Raw genomic sequence first — 18,700 nt, forward strand, 5'->3', positions numbered from 1 at the left:
CATTTGTACAAATAGCGAAGTAGAGTAATATTGGTATTATAAAAATTCGTTTCATTTTTTTAAACTTGGGCACAACGTTCCCGCGGTATGCTGTCGTGGCAGTTTCTTTCCGACGGGAAAGGAACTGTCAGGACAAAATAGCCCGACTGCGAATGTTGTAATGTTTTATTTAAAAGTACTGCCATGCAGTATGACCGTGTGTTGTAAATAGTGCCTTCTTTTGTTCTCTCACGGGTGCAATTTAAATTGATGCTCCACAAATTAAACACTCCGGCAAATCAAATGAGATTCAGCCGCCCATAGCCGGATAATTTAAATCAAAAACTCTACGATATTGCGTCAAATTACGAATCTTCAAAGTTGTGTAGACTGAGATTCCACCCGACACGTGGTTTAAATCAAACGATGATCCAGTTTTAAAAAGAACGTTCCCCGCTTCAGCCGAAAGAGGGTGGAAGCCAGTTTTAAAATAATCAAACTACTAATCTCGGCATTATTTACAACTAGTATATATACCGATATAATATCGGTATATCCAACCATATTGGTCGATAAAGCCGAATTCTTATCGGTTTTATTTTATTAAAGATAATCAAAATTTTATATCGTCAAGTGGGTTACCGAGTTCTCCAAGTTTCCGGTTCGAAACATACGTGTATATCTCGGTCGTTTTACTGCTCTTATGCCCAAGTAATTCCTGAATGTAACGAAGATCAACACCTTTTTCAAGCATATGAGTAGCATAACAATGGCGCAAAACATGTGGTGTGATACGCTTATTTATGCCTGCCCGTTTTGCACAACGTTTCACAATATTCTGTACACTCGATGGGGCATACGATTCTCCGTTGTATCCATCCAGTAAAAGATGTTGAGGCAAATAACTTTTAATATATTGTTCCAACATCTCTTTAATGCTTTGGGGAATCGGTAAACGTCTGTCTTTGCTCCCTTTACCTTTACGAACCCAAAGCGTATTATTATTCAGATTGATATCTGAAACCTTTAGCATTAATAATTCGTTCAACCTCAACCCACAACCGTAAAGTAACAACAAAATAAGGCGGTGTTTTGCATTATTAGTAGCGCCAATCAGTCGTTCGACCTCTTCTTTCGAAATTACTTTGGGAAGCTGACGGCCTTTTTTAGGCCTTGGTATATCAGCGTCCATCACGTTACGATGGTACATAATTTTATAGAACGATTTTAATGCACTTACCATCTGGTTTTGGTACGAAACGGAATATCCTTTGTATTGCCGGTGATCCAGAATATATTCCCGAATGTTTTCAATAGAAATTTTATTAGGTTCAGTATCGTGAAAATGATTCAAAAACTGGTTTATAAAACTCTGGTAAATTTCAATAGTTCGCCTGCTTTTATTTTGCAGCATTAACTGGTCAGTGTAATGCCTGGGAACCAGGTCATTTTCAGGCTTGGTTTTATACTGCTTAATGGCTGAAAGAGGATTATCGGTAGTCCTTTCCGTCACACTAAACTTATTCTCTGGAAATATCAGACGCAGAGCCTCAAGGCTGTCTTCATTATCCGGAACGGACCATATTTTTGCTCCGGGATGATACCAAATTCCTTTTATATGTTTCAGTTTTTCTATCACATCTTCGTTGTAGAAAAATTTAATATAAATTACCCTGTCGCTGCTGTTGTGTTCAAGAGTAATATTCTCTTTTGCAGGCACAGGTGCCGGTGAGGCAGTCTCGTGTTCCTTTTTGCGGTCATAGGTAATTTCAACTTCATCCTGAAGTTTGCTTTTAAAATCTTCAAAATTAAATACGGCCCTGGGAATATACCAACACTTATGAGTACTGGAGTAGGTGGCGCCAACCGGCTTAACCAGGGCCGCAACAATTGGATCATAGCTGAACCGGATGAAAATAACCTGCTTTTCCCGGTGTATTCCACGTTCTAATTTTATGACAGGTTTGATCATTATTTATGGATTTTTCACTGCTTCGCCATCTCAGTTACATACGTATACTGACTATGTACTCCCGGAAATTAGATTACTTCCGGAATTAAATTAAATAACGTTCATACTTCCTAAAGAATTTCAGGCAAAATCTTTTTTAAATATATATAAAATTAGATTACAGTCGCTCAGTTGAGGTTGTTTGAGCCGCAATATGGAAAGAATTTAAATTAGGTTGCTCACAATATGTTAGCCGGAATTATTCCAGGGAAAGACATGACGGTTTATTGAAAGAAATATAGTGTGAGAGGGGAGGCGTGAACAGAATGAACTGGTACTGCTATCCTGGGTAAATCAGATAAATACAGTAACAGAATGTGAATCTAAAAAAATTATGAGCGGGAAACGGGATTCGGACCCGCGACCCTCAGCTTGGGAAGCTGATGCTCTACCCCTGAGCTACTCCCGCTAGTATTATATTCTCTAAGTGCGATCCTCAGCTTGTGATCCCGATGCACGTCGGGACTACCCCTGACCTACTCCCGCTTGTAATTCGAAATACGTATCAAAAGTAAGTAATCCCATTTATATAACAAAGAGGGAAATAAGTATTATTTAAGATAATGCCGGTATAGAATTAGCCTGAATGTTTTTTTCAATGCAAATTATAATCGCTGACAAAAATAGCGGCATTTATTTTAGTCATAAAACATTAAGGCACTATCGTTAATTTCAATCTTATGTGTGTTTACCAGTTTTATCATTTCGGCTCCTGCCAGTAATACCGGACCATAACCATGTGCAGCATACACATTAACTGGACGGTAATAATAAAAGGCAGGATCAAAGCCCATACCGGTACCCACACAGGTTCCTTCAACCTGACCTTTTTCATTTACTTTGGTAGCAACGGCATTCCACGCAAGGCATACCACTGGGCCGTAAACCTTGGCATCCACATATCCGTTATTAATGGCTTTTGCAATGGCATATGTATAAATTGCTGTAGCTGATGTTTCAAGATAGGTGTCATTTCGGTCTATTAACTGGTGCCAGAAACCTTTACCTGACTGATATTTTGCCAGACCATAGATGTGAGAACGCAACAGATCCAGAACTTCGTCTCTGCCTTTGTAATCCTGAGGTAATACATCAAGCAGTTCAACAAGCGTCATTACCGCCCATCCATTGGCGCGCGCCCAGTGAAACTGAGGATGTTCATCCATTCCCTGGATCCATCCATGCATAAACATTCCTTTTTCGTTATTGAACATGCGTTTGGAAAACTGCAGGACCTGTTTCACGGCATCATCAAAATATTTCGTGTCACCGGTATATTTTCCCATCTGAGCCAAAGCAGGAACGCTCATGAACAGATCGTCCAGCCACAGCGAATTGGGTTGTGGCCTGTTACGGGCTAATGTCCCGTCTTTTAATCTAAACTGTTTCGTGCTGATGTAATCAATGTAATTCTCAATCATCGGATCAAGGTTTCCTTTGTAACCATCGCGTTCAGCTTTAATCATGGCAGCACACATAGCACCCGCATCATCCAGTGCATGAGGATGCAGAACCGAAAACATGGCATAACGCTGACCCTGATTTTCTTTGTCGAGCTTTATAAACCACGGACGAATATCCTCTAAAAACTTAAAGCGTTGTTCGGTATATCCTGCATATTTAGGATCTCCCGTATTTTGTGTTGCCAGCAACATTCCGGCATATGTTACACCCCATTCATAGCTGATGAGCCTGAAGTCGCCCGGTTCAAAAATCGTATTCAGATTTATATCGTTGTGATCCGAAATTTGCTCTCCCGTAGTTTTATCCACCAACACTGTTGGTGTTGTGGCGCTCAGATTATCATACACACGGTCAAGCACGGTAACAATGTCTGCCTTTTCCGGTTTATGATACGGCGTTTCATAGTCCGGCTGCATCAGGTGAAGCGGAGTAGTGGAATCCGTTTGCCGCTTTTGTGCACTAACCGAAAGGTTTATAAGCAATAACCCTGTCAGGGATACGATTACAGTTTTTATGTTCATATTATCAGATGTTTAATTGATTAATTCCTCGTGGCTTGCCACGGGATCTCCTTATTGTCTCCCCATTATTTTAAAGGTGGCTGTCAGTGAGGTAAAATATATCCTTTATTCTATCAATAAATGATATACAGTAACCTTAGCCCTTCGTCTTAAATCTTAAATCTTAAGTCTTACGTCTTAAGTCTTACGTCTATTTCAACTCCACATATCCTCTCAGTTTACAATCCCTTAGCTCATATATCTGCTGTGCCAGAGTCAATGCATTAAGCTTAGCGCCGGCCTCATTGGTATGGGTATGATCCTTAGGGAAGTATTCGCTAACCATTTTGGGTCCCATTGTCTCATAAATTTCAGCAACGGCATTGTTAAGGTCAACAAAAAATGCGCCTTCATTTATGGCAGCTTCCTTGGCCCATTTCCCATATGTTTCATCAGCACGTTCCACCTTGCCATCGTGCCAGATGTTTCTCGGGATCTGCGAGATAATAATAACACTCACCCCTTTTTCTAAAGCTTCAGAAACATACTTTTCCATGTACCAACCGTAGGTGTGCACAATTTCAATGATGCTGTCCCGCCTGGTAACCTGAACTACGGAGTCGCTCATTCCCTTTAGCGACCCTCTGAATTTTGGTTTGTCAAGGTTTCCGCCATCATTATGCCCAAACTGAATCAATAAAAAGTCACCATTTTTAAGCTGATCCAGAACATTCTTCCACAATCCTTCGTACCGGTAGCTACGACTGCTTCGGCCACCTCTTGCCTTATTTATCACATTTACGCGGGTGGTGTCCATGTATGCATACAATTCACGTCCCCAGCCAACAATACTGTCATTTCCGTTGGCTACGGTAGAATCACCAATGATCCAGACATTTCGTTTCACGGGAAATTTAATTACCGGATTGGCCAGCAAATAATCTTTCAGACTGCAGTCTTCCAGTTCCTTTAAACCTTCTACAACTTGTGAGGCTGCCAGTACCGCACCCTGTGCGCTGGTATGTGTGTGATCGCGCTTAAAAAAGTAAAATCCGGTTACACTGTCTTGACCAATTTTATCCATGGCAAGTGCCATTTTTTTATTCAGATCCACAAAACATACTTCTTCAAAATCAGCAACTTCGCGTGCCCACTTTCCATAACTGTTATCGTTAAGAATAACCTTACCGTCCTTCCAGTCGTTTCTTGGAATAGGAGAGAAGACGATGGGTATAGCACCCTTGGCTTTGGCTTCTGTAATATATTGCCTGATGTACCAACCATAGGTATGTACTGTTTCGTGTTCGCCGGTCAGCATGTTATCAATTTCTTCGGTTTCTTCACCTATCCCGTGAATGGTTCCTCTTGCTCTGAAATTATCATTCAACGGGCCATTATCATTATGACCAAACTGCATCAGTACATAATCGCCAGGATTTAAACGATTCAGCACATTTTCCCAGAGTCCTTTTGTCCGGTAGGTACGGCTGCTGGTTCCTCCCAATGCATGGTTTTCAATGCTTACTTTGCTGGTATCAAAATACTGTACAATTGGATCACCCCAGCCCCAAAGTCCACCTGAGCCGTCTCCCTGGCCGTTTTTAACCGTTGAATCACCTATAATGTAAACAGTAGGTTTTGGTACCTTTTCTTCTTCTTTTTTTGAATGGCATCCACTGAACAGAAATACCAGCAGAATAAATTTCAGAAATCTGGTCATTGTTAAATTTTTTGGTTCATCAATGTTCGGAACCATATCCGGTAAAATATTTTGTTTTACCCGTTACCTGAAAACAAAATGGCGAATCTGATCCGATATATTGATTTGTTATTAATTGGTTTTTCTCAAAATCGTCATAAAAATAGTAAAAATAGAAATGTGTTGCGTGTATCGTGTACAGTTTAAAAAGAATTGTTACAAATTTTTTCCACAACACTTTTTGTATTTTTTTCCACTGTTACAGGGACATGGATCATTGCGGTGTATTACTGTTTTTAGGACTTTTTTTTGATTTTTAAGATCCTGGTTGAATATTTCCTCCATCACACTGTACAGTTCCGGGTGTTTGGTGGAAAGCATGGCAGGATTCTCAAAGAAGTATTCACTGGCAACAGAAAGGAATTCTGCATTGTTGGTGGCACCGTACGGATGAACATCGGAACGGCCTTTGGTAATGGCATCTATCTCGCTGGTCATCAGATTAAACCACGGAAGAGCATATTGTTTTTCAAGAAGTAACTGAGGAATCCCGTCTGTGGTACCGTCTGCTTTGTCAATCAGATGCACAAACTCGTGAATAGCCGTATTTCGTTTATCACTACTGTACAAAAAACCATTGCGAAGCGCAGTTTTCGACAGGATCATTTTCCCTTCCATAAAACCGGTTCCTACCATACCAAGTATATTGGTGTCCTTCCCCGAAATCTGAAACCCGTCGTTGAAGGACGATGGGTAAATAAGCACTTCATTCAGGTTGTTGTACCGCCAGTTGGGGAATGAAAAAATGGGAATGGTGGCACTCGCAGCAACCAGAAGTCTGTCGGTAATATCTATATAACAATCTACCGGAGTGATCCTGTAATTCAGCAGAAATTCAACCACTTTATATTCAAACCGGTGCTGATCTGTTTTGTCCAGCGACCGGTAATATTCAACATATTCCGTTAGTATTTTTCGCCACTGTTCCGGGAATGGTTTTTCAGGAAGTCTCCAGCTACGGGTGTGAATATTTTTGTAAATAAAAAATAGTCCGATACTGGCCAGAATAGCAATTGCGAATACACTTAAATTCATTGGTATTATTTTTCAAAGGTCAGAAGTGCCCGCATTTTTGGCTCATCCCAGTTGGTTAATTTTTGGAGTTCCTTCATGATCTCTTTTCGTGCAACTTCCTTCATGTTATTCTGATCGGCCAGTGTCCTTACATGAACCTGTACAGCATTTGATTTTTCACTGACCAGGTATACTTTTACATCATACTTTTGCGATTCGCAGGCTTTCTGTATAGCTTTTTTTGCATTCTCAATGGCCTTTTGAACTTTCTCTTTCTCTTCTTCTGTTGCTTTTGAAGCCATGGTCCACATCTGGAAATAAGTTATCATAACACCGGGAACGTTATCAATGGCATCCTTGTAAGCACCTTTATATGCGTCATCTTCGGTAGATGCTTTGGAAATGCCCATGCCCCAGATATATTTTGGAATCTTTTTTTCATCCACCAGGTTTGCCTCCCTGTAAAAGTCCAGAAGCGATTGTTTTAAGTCGCCGCCATCCTTGCAAACAAAACCTTTTTTGCCATACATCACAGCTTCGGCAGCTGCTTTCTTTTCGGCTTTTTTTAATCCGGAATCGGACAGTGTGAAGTTTTGCGCTATGCCGTTCAGGCAGAACAGTGCAAGTAAAATAGTTAATAGTGGTTTCATGGTAAATTTTTTGATGTGAGTAAAAATACAATTTTTTTGTTTTGAACCGAACGTAATGGGAAAAATCACATTTACAAACGTTATCAGGTCTTGCAATTGGGAGCGAATTATACTTATTTTGTTCAAAATTTTTACGGATGAACGCAAAAACAAAAGCTGCACGATACGAGCGGATGTACCTTCAGATTAAGGAACTGGTTGAACCGGTAAAAAATCCGGTGTCACGTATGGCAACCATAGCTGCGGTATTACATCATAAAATGGATTACTTTTTCTGGACAGGTTTTTATCTTCTGGATGGGGAACAGCTTCACGTTGGTCCTTACCAGGGACCGCTGGCCTGTTTGCGTTTAAAACAACATACCGGTGTGTGCTGGGCAGCCATAGACAGAAAAGAAACAGTTTTGGTTGGCAATGTGGAGGAATTTCCGGGGCACATTGCATGCAGTAGCCTGAGTAATTCTGAAATTGTTGTGCCTTTGATAAACGGAGATACGGTTACCGGATGTCTGGATGTGGACAGTCGCGATCTGAACAGTTTTGATGAGACAGACAGGGAAGGGCTGGAAAAAATTGTAGGGCTGATTTTCGCTTAGTCACCCTTAAAATAGTCACCGGGTGAGCAATTGAGACATGCTATTACTTTTGCCCGATCGCATGGTAGAAATATGACAATGATTGTAATTTTGGGAATTAGTTATATAGCATTTTTAGGATTTCCATTATTTCGCATCCGAGGAAATGCGTCAAGAAATACGATTTAGTGAGCGTCTAAAAATCAAAGCTGTTTGACGTTCGTTAAGTTCGAAGTATGAGAATTTAAAAGGAGGAGTTCTTTGATTTTAGTGAAATAAATTGAATTTTAGCAATTTCATCGGCAGCGACGGCTTTTTTTTTTCGTTTTTGCAGCTGTTGGCAAAAATGAAAAGCCCATGCGGCTTAAGCATAATGTGTTCAGTCAATTTTGATGAAAGATTTTTAAAGGAACCTAATATTTTATATCTATTAATTTTTAGTCACCGGGTAACTAAAAAATTGTTCATATTCACCCGGTGACTAAAATAAGTATTATTCTTTTTTCTTCTTTTGAACCGAAAAACCAAACTTCCCGATCTCTTCACCTAAGCCATAATAATGACCGTGAACATATGAAATAGGTTTGGCTGCCGACAGCTTAAATGCCCCTGTCTTTTGATTCAGGTATTCTTCGTCAGCTATCACATTTACAACCTCAGCAATAAACATATGGTGTGTTCCCAAAGGAACAATATCCTTTACTTTACATTCAATGTTAATGGGCGATTCCTCAATAGTAGGTGCTTTTACCACAGATGCTTTTCCCATGGTTAATCCCATTTCCTTAAACTTGTTATACTCCGAACCACTACGCACACCACACCAGTCGGTAGCTTTTGCTATGTCTTCTGTGGTCAGGTTGATCACAAATTCCATGTTTTTCACCAGGATCGGGTAGGAATACCGTTCGGGTCGAACCGAAATATAACACATGGGAGGATTGGTACAGATGGTACCAGTCCACGAAACTGTAATAATGTTATGTTCATCCGGGGTTGAGCCGCAGGTTACCATCACTGCAGGCAACGGATAAATCATTGTCCCCGGCTTCCAGTTAATTTTAGCCATAATTATACGTTGAGATGCAAATATATTGTTCGGAAAGAAAAAATCCTATTCTTCCATAATAAATCTAAGATTTTCCTGGTCTGTTATTTTTTCACAGTAATGGCATCTCAGGTTGATATTTTTCTTGTCAGTAACATAAAAACGGGTTGTTATCTTCTGGTGATTCGTCACACAGGCCGGATTCATACACCGTACTGCACCGACAATTTCGTCAGGAACTTCCACAACTTTTTTATCAGTTACATGGTAATCCTTAATAGTGTTAAGCTTTGCCTGAGGTGCCACCAGCGCAATCTTATTCACATCGTTATCCTTAAAATAATATTCCGATATTTTTATGATCCCTTTTTTACCCTGTTGCTTACTGTCAAGGTTCGTACCGAAGGTAATCATGGTTTTTACCTTTTCAAGGCCGAGGATATTAATAACTTTAAACAGGTTTTGTGCCGGTATATGATCGATTACGGTTCCGTTCTGGAGCGCGCTTACGTTTAATTCTTTTTTTGCCATTGCAGTAATTTTTAATGATTATACAAGTCCAAGTGCATATGCAATGATGGCCATACGGGTGAAAACTCCGTTTCTGGCCTGGTCAAAGTAATATGCTTTTTCACTGCTGTCCACATCTTCGTGAATCTCGTTTACGCGTGGCAGTGGGTGCAGAACCCTGAGGTTGGGTTTGGTATTCTCCAGCATCTTGCGTCTCAGTACATATACGTTTTTTACCTTTTCGTATTCTATCGGATCATTAAACCGTTCCTGCTGAACCCTGGTTACATACAGAATGTCGGCTTCACTGATAATATCGGTGAACTCGGAATGTTCAAAATACCGGATGCCCTGGGTTGTACAGTAGTTCTTGTATTCTTTAGGCATTCTGAGTTCGTCGGGAGCAATAAAATTAAAGATCGGGTTAAAGTGTGCCATGGCCATCAGCAGGGAATGGACCGTGCGTCCGTATTTGAGGTCACCCACCATAAAAATATTCAGGTTTTCGAGGGTGCCCTGTGTTTTTTTTATGGAATACAGATCGAGCAGGGTTTGTGACGGATGCTGGTTCGCTCCGTCTCCGGCATTGACCACAGGAACTGAAGCCTGCTCAGATGCAAACTTTGCACTGCCCTCCAACGGATGGCGCATCACGATCAGGTCAGCATAGTTACTCACCATCTTAACGGTGTCTTTCAGTGTTTCTCCTTTTGAGGTGCTCGACGATTTTGAATCGGAGAAACCGATGACTCTTCCTCCCAGCCGGTTGATAGCTGTTTCAAAACTCAGTCGTGTACGGGTAGAAGGTTCAAAAAACAAAGTGGCAATCACTTTCCCTTTTAACAGGTTCTGGTTGGGATTTTTCTCAAAATAAGCAGCCAGATCAACAATTCTCAGAATCTCCTCTTTGGAGTAATCCGTAATTGATACTAAACTTTTGTGTTCCATTTATCAGTGTGTTTTTCAGTTTTCAAACAAAAAAAAACCAACATTACATTTTGTAACATTGGTTATCTGAAAATTTAGTTTGTTTTCGTTGTCAGAAAAATAAAACCTGTAACCTTTCGGAGACTTTCTGTACCCGGATTTATATAGGAGGTTGCAGTTTGGAATTATTTTAGTCATCTTAAAGCTCAAAAATAGTATATTTACCTCGATTATGTAATCATATTGAGTGATTTTTTTCACACAGTTTTCAACAGGTTTTAATTTAAAAATATTTTAGAAAACCTTTTATACTGTGGATTGTTTTATACAAAAAACAGCAGTGTCAATGGCACAAATGAACAAGGACCCATTCAGTTATTTAGCTAGTAGTGAAATAGGATCAATTGATGCAATGTATCAGCAATACCTTAAAGATCCTGATAGTGTTGAAAAATCCTGGAAAGACTTTTTTAAAGGCTTCGATTTTGCGTTAAAGGCTTATAAAGATCCGGTAGCCGTGGAAGGTGATGCGCTTAGCGATCGGGAATTTAAAGTCATTAACCTTATTATGGCTTACCGTCAAAGGGGACATCTTTATACGGAAACAAACCCTGTAAGAAAACGTCGTAAATATTTTCCAACCCTTGATATTGAAAACTTCGGATTGGTAGAGGATGATCTTGAAACTCCTTTTTATGCAGGAAACCAGATTGGTATAGGAACAGCTAAACTTAAAGATATTATTGCACATCTAAAGGCTACTTATTGTAAGTCAATAGGTGTGGAATATCTGTATATGCGACATCCGGAAGTAGTGGCATGGCTGGAGGAACGCATGGAAAAGTCTCAGAACGGGATCAATTTTACACCCCGGCAGAAAAAGGCTTTTTATAAACAGTTGATGCAGGCTGTGAATTTTGAACAGTTTATCCATAAGAAATTTATTGGGGAAAAACGGTTTTCTCTCGAAGGAACCGAAGGACTCATACCTGCGATTTTCGCTATCGGGTTTAAAGGCGTTGAGATGGGAGCTAAAGAATATACCATTGGGATGTCTCACCGGGGCCGTTTAAATGTACTGGCCAATATTCTTCAAAAACCCCTGGAACATATTTTCCGTGAATTTGAAGGGGAAGAGTACGAAGGACGCATTTCTTTGGGAGATGTAAAATACCATTTGGGGTATGGGCGCGAAGCACAGATTCATCATAAATATAAAACACTGGTAAACCTTGTTCCCAACCCTTCGCATCTCGAAGCGGTTCTTCCGGTATTAGAAGGATTGACCCGGTCAAAGATCAATAATAAACATGACGGTGATGTAGACAGTGTTGTGCCCATTGCCATTCATGGTGATGCTGCCATTGCAGGACAAGGCGTGGTTTACGAAACGGTTCAGATGGCACAGTTACCGGGGTATAAAACCGGTGGTACCGTTCATATTGTGATCAATAATCAGGTAGGTTTTACAACCGATTACCTCGAAGGACGCTCCAGTACGTATTGTACGGATGTAGCTAAAGTGACCCGGTCCCCGGTCTTCCATGTAAATGGGGACGACGTGGAAGCCATTGTTTATACGGCATTGCTGGCCACAGAATTCAGACAGAAATTTAATTCGGATGTATTCATTGATATATTATCCTACAGAAAGTACGGGCATAATGAAGGAGATGAACCAAGATTCACCCAGCCGTTGTTGTACAAGGAGATTGCAAGTCATTCGAACCCAAAAGAAATATACGGTCAGAAACTGATTGATGAAGGTGTATGTACAGCAGAAGAGCTGCAACAAATGAACGACGAATATAACCAGATGCTGGAAGATAAGCTGGCGATAGCCCGAGAATCGAAAAAACTGGATATTCGTCAATTCATGCCTCTCACCTGGAAAAATTTCAGGTATCCTGAAGAGGAAGACTTCTTTAAGTCAGTGAAAACTGCGGTCAGTAAAGATGATCTTGTTGAAATTGGAAACAGGATCAACCTGCTGCCCGATAATATCAATTTGTTCAGTAAAGCTGTTAAAATTGTAAACGACCGCAAAAGCATGGTAGAAAATGGCGTGTTCGATTGGGGTATGACAGAGCTTCTGACTTACGGAACACTTATTGAACAGGGCTTTGGCGTTCGTTTAAGCGGACAGGACTCGGTACGCGGAACATTTGCTCACCGCCATGCAGAACTGACAGTGGAGGGAAGTGAGCAGCGCTTTAAACTGCTTCAGAATGTTGGCAAGAAGGGAGGACGGTTCAGTGTGTATAATTCGCCACTGAATGAATACGGAGTAATGGGATTTGAATACGGTTATGCCCTGGCTGATCCTAATACACTGACCATCTGGGAAGCTCAGTTTGGTGATTTTGCCAATGTGGCACAGGTTATAATTGACCAGTTTGTAAGTTCGGGCGAAGAGAAATGGGGCAATATGAACGGTTTGGTGTTACTGTTGCCACATGCATACGAGGGACAGGGGCCGGAGCATTCCAGCGCTCGTATTGAACGTTTTCTGGCACTGGCAGCACGTAACAATATGCAGATCATGAATTTCACGTCTCCTGCCAACCTTTTTCATGCATTCCGCCGTCAGATGTTGCGCGACTTCAGAGTTCCGATGGTGATCTTTACACCTAAAAGTCTGTTGCGCCACCCTAAAGCGGTTGCAACGTACGATGATTTAACGAAAGGTGAGTTTCAGGAGGTGCTGGATTGTGATAATAATGAACCGGAATCCGTAACAAGGGTAGTATTCTGTACCGGAAAGATTTATTATGATCTGCTGGAACGTAAAACTGATCTTGATGCAAAAAGGGTGGCCCTGATCAGGATTGAACAGCTACATCCCTTCCCTGCAGAAGCGATTAAAAAGATTATCAAAAAATATCCGAATGCCTTGTTGCATCTTTGGGTACAGGAAGAGCCGGAAAACATGGGTGCATGGTACTATATTCGTGAAAACCTGCGTGATGTACAGCTCATTCCTGTGGCACGTAGAAAAAGCGGTAGTCCGGCAACTGGTTTGAAAGGTTTACATAAGGTGGGGCAGAAGGAAATCATTGACAAGGTATTCCGCAAATGTACCTGTAAACTGAACAACGATTACTGTGCTCTGCAGTGTGTGGAAGGCGCCTCGCGAAAAGAAATTTTAAAGCAGCATTATTTTCTGCACGATCAGTCAAAATTCTCAATATAAGAACCATAAATTATGATTTTAGAAATTAAAATACCTTCACCCGGGGAATCGATTACAGAAGTTGAACTGGCAACCTGGAACGTGAAAGATGGCGATCAGGTTAAAAAGGATCAGGAGCTGGCCGAAATAGAATCGGATAAGGCTACTTTGCCTTTACTTGCTGAAGAGGGCGGAAAGATCTCTATTCTGATTAAGGAAGGGGAAATGGCAAAACCGGGTGATATTGCCTGCAAAATTGATACTGAAGCGGAGGGTGCCGTTGCGGAAGAACCAAAAGCATCAGCTAAACCAGAAAAAGAAGAGAAAGAAGAGGTAAAGCCAAAAGAGGAAGTAAAGGAAGAGAAAACGCCTGAAAGAAAGGAGACATCCAAACCGGTTTCTGAATCATCGTCTGAGCATACAGATGTAAAAGTAACGCCGGTTGCCAAAGCCATGATGGATGAGGCGGGTGTTTCAGTAGATGATATTATCAGTGGTCTGAAACGCATCAGCAGCAGGGAAGTAAATATGGTTCTGAATGAGAAAAAAGCTCCCTTACCTTCCGGTAGTGTTGAATATGAGGAACGAAAGGAGGAATACCAGCGGATGTCGCAACTGCGCAAAAAGTTGAGTAAACGTCTGGTAGCCGTAAAGAATGAAACCGCCATGCTGACTACTTTTAACGAAGTGGATATGCACCGGGTCATTGATTTGAGAAAGACATATAATGAACAGTTTATTGAAAAATATGGCATAAAGCTGGGATTCATGTCGTTCTTTACGAAAGCCGTGGCGAAGTCACTGAAACATTTCCCGATGGTGAATGCGCGGATAGATGAGGATCAAATTGTTATGCCTAATTATGCAGATGTAGCCATTGCTGTTTCCACGCCAAAAGGCTTAATGGTTCCAGTGGTGAGAGATGCGGACAAAAAGTCCATTCCTCAGATTGAGCAGGAAATTGGTGATCTGGCAAAAAAAGCCCGCGAGGCAAAGTTGTCTATCGAAGAGATGACAGGTGGAACTTTTACCATCACTAATGGTGGCGTATTCGGATCATTGCTGTCTACGCCGATAATTAATCCGCCGCAATCTGCTATTTTAGGGATGCATAACATTGTAGAGCGTCCGGTTGCAGAAAACGGTCAGGTAGTGATTCGTCCGATGATGTATGTGGCCTTATCCTACGATCACCGGATCATTGACGGAAAGGATTCTGTAAGCTTCCTGGTTAAACTGAAACAATACCTTGAAAATCCGGAAGGCTTGTTTATGGAAATCTAGACATAAGACATAAGATAAGTACATGAAGACGCTCTCATTGAGGCGTCTTTTTTTATTCAGCGCAAATCAGCGAGAAAGAATAAAGTTCTCGCAGAGTACCGCAGATGAAATCGCAGAGTCTCGCTGAAATAGTTTTGCGTTGTATTGGATTGTATCCGAACTCCAAGTCTTTAATTATTAACCTGTACATATGAATGTTCTGCGATAATCCGCGAAAATCAGCGAGAAACAAAAAAGTTCTCGCAGAGTTACGCAGAAATTATAGATTATTTACAATACGAACAATTGAATTTTTTAGAGATAATGAGTTGAAGTTTATCAATAGCCCCAGCTTTTTACCCGATAATTTTAAGTAGGTCAGTAATTGTTTGTGATGAACATCCAGGAGACTTTCAACAGATTTAATCTCTACAATGACTTTCTCATTAACAAGTAAATCTAATCTGAACCCTACGTCAAACTTTATTTCTTTGTATTTCATTGGAACTCCGACTTGTCTTCTTGTATTACAACCGGATTGTTCTAATTCATACTGAAGAGCCATTTCATATACACTTTCTAAAAGTCCAGGTCCCAAATCTTTGTGGATGGTAAAAGCAGCTCCTCTTATCAAATATGAAATTTCATTTTCAGTCATTTTTTTAGGTTTTGGTAATATTGTCAAAGTTATTAATAATCAATGAATTGGGCAAGATTTAAATTTGCGAAAATTAGCGTAAAGTTCTGCTGAAATCAGCGAGAAACAAAAGGAGTTCTCGCAGAGTACCGCAGATGAAACACGCAGAGTCTCGCTGAAATAGTTTTGCTATGTATTGCATTGTATCCGAACCCCAAGTCTTTAATAATTAACCTGTACATATGAATGTTCTGCGAAAATCCGCGTAAATCGATCCGCGAAAATCAGCGGGAAACAAAAAAGTTCTCGCAGAGTCTCGCAAATGAATTCGCAGAGTTCCGCAGAAATGGTATAACTGTAATGGATAATATCCGAATCCCAAGCCTGAAATAATTAACTTGCTCACATGAAGGTTCTGCGATAATCCGCGTAAAACGATCCGCTAAAATCAGCGAGAAATAAAAGGAGTTCTCGCAGAGTCCCGCAGATGAAAATCGCAAAGTTTTGCAGACAAACACTAATCGTCAAAATACTGAACATCACTAATTATATTCGTTGCTATATATGTTGCAGAATATTGCACAAGGTATTGACTTTCTAAACATATTTTCATAACGTTGTACTTTCGGGCCCTAACCCAACATATTATTAATCACTAAATTACTAAACCATGAAAGCAATTCATTTACTATTAATTGTGTTATTGGCGTGTTCATCTGTAATGAATGCACAGTTTTTTCACGAAAGTTTTTTGACCTCAGACTTATACCAGGTTACCATGGGAGCTGAAGGAAATGATGGAAAGTCTGACTATTTTCAGCGCGTTACCAACGACAGCATTGATGTAAGTTACTCCGGAGCGGACAGTATCTTTTTCGCCTGTCAGGATATCGACGATGGAGGCTGGGATGGGAGTTCAAGTCCTTCTCAATTAACCTGGAGCCACATTGATATTAAAGATATGGTCAAAGTACGCTTTGAAGGCCTGTTTGCTGAAGTAATCCAGGATGGCGGTGAGATTGACAGGACAGACGGCGTGGTCCTACAGTATAAAATTGATGACAATGACTGGGAAAATTTGCTGGTTCTGGCTAATGACGGATCCCAATACAATTCTTTAATGTACTGGGATACTGATTTTGATGCCATAGGGGATAGTACATGTATCTCTTCTGCGGAGGGAACGATGGTTAAACTTGAACAATCATTTTTTGTCTGGGGAGATTCGCTCGCGCTGAGAATCAGTGTAAATCTGAACAGTGGAAAGGAAGATGTGGCTTTTGATGAGTTTAAGCTGTTTGAAGAGAGTGTTTTAGATAAGGTTAAAACATCATTTGAAAAGCCTGGTTTTAGTTTGGTTGGAAGACACCTATATCTTACAGGAGATGACATTAAAGACGTAAAAATTTATACCCTCAGCGGGAAACTGATAAAAGAACCAACCAACGACATAAATCCAATAACTGTTGACAATTTGACCAAAGGAGTTTATATTATCAGAATAACGTCAGAATCGGGTGTCATCTCATCAGGAAAGTTTTTTATCCGATAGATTAATTCAACCTTTTATTACCGGTTACTTAAAAGTATCCGGTAATAACTTGTGAGTTTAACTGACAGGAATTAAACAATTTACGAATCCTAGTGTTTTAGTTGCATGACCCGCTGGTATGCGACAATATTACTCTCCGTATTTTTGTTCCAGGTATTACTTCCTGTATTTCCCTGGATTGAATATTATATGAATCATAAGTATATTGTTGAAAACCTATGTGAACAACGGGATCTGGAAGTTAATACCTGTAACGGATGTTGTCATCTTAAAAAGGAAATTAAAAAAGTTGCTCCCGAACCTGAAAAAACAGATAAGTCCACACCTGCTAACAGAATCAGCATTAAGCTTCGTTTTAACGATTACATTTCTGTGATAAAATGGACCAGACCTGATCAGCCGGCTGATGATTATGACTTTAATAAATCAAAGGATCTGTATTCTTACTTATATCCTTCCTCCTGTTTCCATCCTCCTGAAGCGATTATTTCATAGGCAGGATCAATTCGAAAGTTATAAGGTAAATATTGTTTCGATTTTTTATATGGTTAGTTAATCGATCTGCATAAACCGTCCCTCTTTTAAAAGGAGGGTGGTCCTGACAGTAGTGTCAGCAGGATCGGGAGATTTAAAAACAGAAAGATTTACCCACCATGTTCAAATCGTCCGTCCCATTGTATCGGGATATTTTCTAATAAGTAGGAGAAATCATTATTATAACTGATCCTGATTTTGTTCAGATTTTTTCTGAAACATGATAAGGTATGCTGTAGATGCATACTATAAATTTAATTGAAATAATCATAATATAATGAAATACAATGTTTTAAAATTATTTGGTGCATTGCTGTTGCCCACAGTGATGGTTTTATCTTCCTGTGAAAATAATGACATGGACCCAATCACCGAAACAGACATGATAACCATTGCCGAAGGCATAAGTAATTCTGGTGATTATGCTGTAAAAGTACTGGCAGAAGATTCTCTTTTTGAAGGCTATAACAACCTCTACGTTTCACTGACTGAGGTTGGAACCGGATCTGTGGTAAATGATGCAGAACTGCAGTTTCATCCTCTGATGGATATGATGACCAAAGTACATGCTGCACCGGTTGAAAATCCGGTACAGGCTGAACAGGGAGGAACGTATAAAGGTGCCGTAGTTTTTATCATGCCGTCTACCGGTGATATGGGATGGTCGCTTAAACTGACATTAAATGAAGCCGGTACAGCAGATACGGTAAACTTTCAGCTTCCAAAAGTAAGGGCACTGAGTGAAGTGCGTAAAATAATGGTCGTATCAGATATTGACAGTACCGTTTATTTTGTGTCTTTGGTATCACCGCTAAACCCGGAAGTTGGCATGAACGATATTGAGTTTTCCGTGCATTACAAGGAAAATATGATGAGTTTTCCGGCAGCCGATGATTTGTCCCTGGAGATTACACCGGAAATGCCTTCTATGGACCACGGTTCACCTAATAATGTTGATCCGCAGCGGACAGAAAAAGGCCACTATAAGGGAAAGGTAAACTTTACCATGACAGGTTGGTGGCGTGTAAATCTCAACATAAAAAAAGGCGGACAAGTGGTAAAGGATAATGCATATTTTGATATTACCTTTCAGTAAATAACACTG

15 protein-coding genes and 1 tRNA gene are annotated in these 18,700 nt (G+C 40.4%); 6 read left to right on the forward strand and 10 right to left on the reverse strand.

Translation table 11 applies throughout. The annotated features are described in order from the left end of the window. Positions 1–592 precede the first annotated feature (592 nt). The 6 genes from xerA to ACE1ET_RS00030 all read right to left on the reverse strand — a co-directional run bounded on the left by xerA (position 593) and on the right by ACE1ET_RS00030 (position 7,377). The gene (gene xerA / locus ACE1ET_RS00005; protein ID WP_375726294.1) at positions 593–1,951 is read right to left on the reverse strand and encodes a site-specific tyrosine recombinase/integron integrase; all 1,359 of its coding nucleotides are present in this window, start codon (positions 1,949–1,951) and stop codon (positions 593–595) included. Between the two features lie 376 nt (positions 1,952–2,327). Further along, positions 2,328–2,399, reverse strand: a tRNA-Gly gene (locus ACE1ET_RS00010). Between the two features lie 229 nt (positions 2,400–2,628). Next, positions 2,629–3,975, reverse strand: coding sequence for a glycoside hydrolase family 88/105 protein (locus ACE1ET_RS00015; protein ID WP_375726295.1), 1,347 nt, complete (start codon positions 3,973–3,975; stop codon positions 2,629–2,631). A gap of 190 nt (positions 3,976–4,165) precedes the next feature. Further along, positions 4,166–5,674, reverse strand: coding sequence for a rhamnogalacturonan acetylesterase (locus ACE1ET_RS00020; protein ID WP_375726296.1), 1,509 nt, complete (start codon positions 5,672–5,674; stop codon positions 4,166–4,168). A gap of 195 nt (positions 5,675–5,869) precedes the next feature. After that, positions 5,870–6,748, reverse strand: a complete 879-nt coding sequence (locus tag ACE1ET_RS00025; protein WP_375726297.1) for a M90 family metallopeptidase — start codon at positions 6,746–6,748, stop codon at positions 5,870–5,872. Between the two features lie 5 nt (positions 6,749–6,753). Beyond that, positions 6,754–7,377: a hypothetical protein gene (locus tag ACE1ET_RS00030; RefSeq protein ID WP_375726298.1), complete on the reverse strand. Its 624-nt coding sequence runs from the start codon at positions 7,375–7,377 to the stop codon at positions 6,754–6,756. A gap of 137 nt (positions 7,378–7,514) precedes the next feature. On the opposite strand from ACE1ET_RS00030, the gene ACE1ET_RS00035 reads away from it, so the two are divergent. Beyond that, a complete protein-coding gene (locus ACE1ET_RS00035; RefSeq protein WP_375726299.1) occupies positions 7,515–7,973 on the forward strand; it encodes a GAF domain-containing protein in 459 nt (152 codons plus the stop codon). A 472-nt stretch (positions 7,974–8,445) separates the two neighbouring features. Here ACE1ET_RS00035 and ACE1ET_RS00040 read toward each other — a convergent pair whose 3' ends face one another. The 3 genes from ACE1ET_RS00040 to pyrB are packed head-to-tail and all read right to left on the reverse strand — an operon-like array spanning position 8,446 to position 10,458. Beyond that, positions 8,446–9,021 carry a flavin reductase family protein gene (locus ACE1ET_RS00040; protein WP_375726300.1) on the reverse strand — a complete coding sequence of 192 codons (576 nt, stop codon included), beginning with the start codon at positions 9,019–9,021 and terminating at the stop codon, positions 8,446–8,448. A gap of 45 nt (positions 9,022–9,066) precedes the next feature. After that, complete coding sequence (gene pyrI, locus ACE1ET_RS00045) at positions 9,067–9,531, reverse strand: aspartate carbamoyltransferase regulatory subunit (RefSeq protein ID WP_375726301.1); 465 nt, start codon at positions 9,529–9,531, stop codon at positions 9,067–9,069. An 18-nt stretch (positions 9,532–9,549) separates the two neighbouring features. Then, positions 9,550–10,458 carry an aspartate carbamoyltransferase gene (pyrB, locus tag ACE1ET_RS00050; protein ID WP_375726302.1) on the reverse strand — a complete coding sequence of 303 codons (909 nt, stop codon included), beginning with the start codon at positions 10,456–10,458 and terminating at the stop codon, positions 9,550–9,552. A gap of 325 nt (positions 10,459–10,783) precedes the next feature. Between pyrB and ACE1ET_RS00055 the strand changes: the two genes are divergently transcribed. Continuing rightward, complete coding sequence (locus ACE1ET_RS00055) at positions 10,784–13,630, forward strand: 2-oxoglutarate dehydrogenase E1 component (protein ID WP_375726303.1); 2,847 nt, start codon at positions 10,784–10,786, stop codon at positions 13,628–13,630. A 12-nt stretch (positions 13,631–13,642) separates the two neighbouring features. Further along, entirely contained in the window at positions 13,643–14,893 is a 1,251-nt protein-coding gene (gene odhB, locus ACE1ET_RS00060) for a 2-oxoglutarate dehydrogenase complex dihydrolipoyllysine-residue succinyltransferase (RefSeq protein WP_375726304.1), read from the forward strand. Between the two features lie 259 nt (positions 14,894–15,152). Here odhB and ACE1ET_RS00065 read toward each other — a convergent pair whose 3' ends face one another. Next, complete coding sequence (locus ACE1ET_RS00065) at positions 15,153–15,530, reverse strand: GxxExxY protein (RefSeq protein WP_375726305.1); 378 nt, start codon at positions 15,528–15,530, stop codon at positions 15,153–15,155. A 649-nt stretch (positions 15,531–16,179) separates the two neighbouring features. Between ACE1ET_RS00065 and ACE1ET_RS00070 the strand changes: the two genes are divergently transcribed. From ACE1ET_RS00070 to ACE1ET_RS00080, 3 genes are all read left to right on the forward strand, one after another. Further along, on the forward strand, positions 16,180–17,061 hold the full coding sequence (locus ACE1ET_RS00070; RefSeq protein ID WP_375726306.1) for a T9SS type A sorting domain-containing protein: 882 nt from the start codon (positions 16,180–16,182) through the stop codon (positions 17,059–17,061). 189 nt (positions 17,062–17,250) lie between these two features. Beyond that, the gene (locus ACE1ET_RS00075; RefSeq protein ID WP_375726307.1) at positions 17,251–17,556 is read left to right on the forward strand and encodes a hypothetical protein; all 306 of its coding nucleotides are present in this window, start codon (positions 17,251–17,253) and stop codon (positions 17,554–17,556) included. A 316-nt stretch (positions 17,557–17,872) separates the two neighbouring features. Continuing rightward, the gene (locus ACE1ET_RS00080; protein ID WP_375726308.1) at positions 17,873–18,691 is read left to right on the forward strand and encodes a FixH family protein; all 819 of its coding nucleotides are present in this window, start codon (positions 17,873–17,875) and stop codon (positions 18,689–18,691) included. Positions 18,692–18,700 lie beyond the last annotated feature (9 nt).

The sequence above is a fragment of the Quyinboa mangrovi genome, assembly GCF_042219825.1.
Classification (GTDB): domain Bacteria; phylum Bacteroidota; class Bacteroidia; order Bacteroidales; family UBA5342; genus JBHJHP01.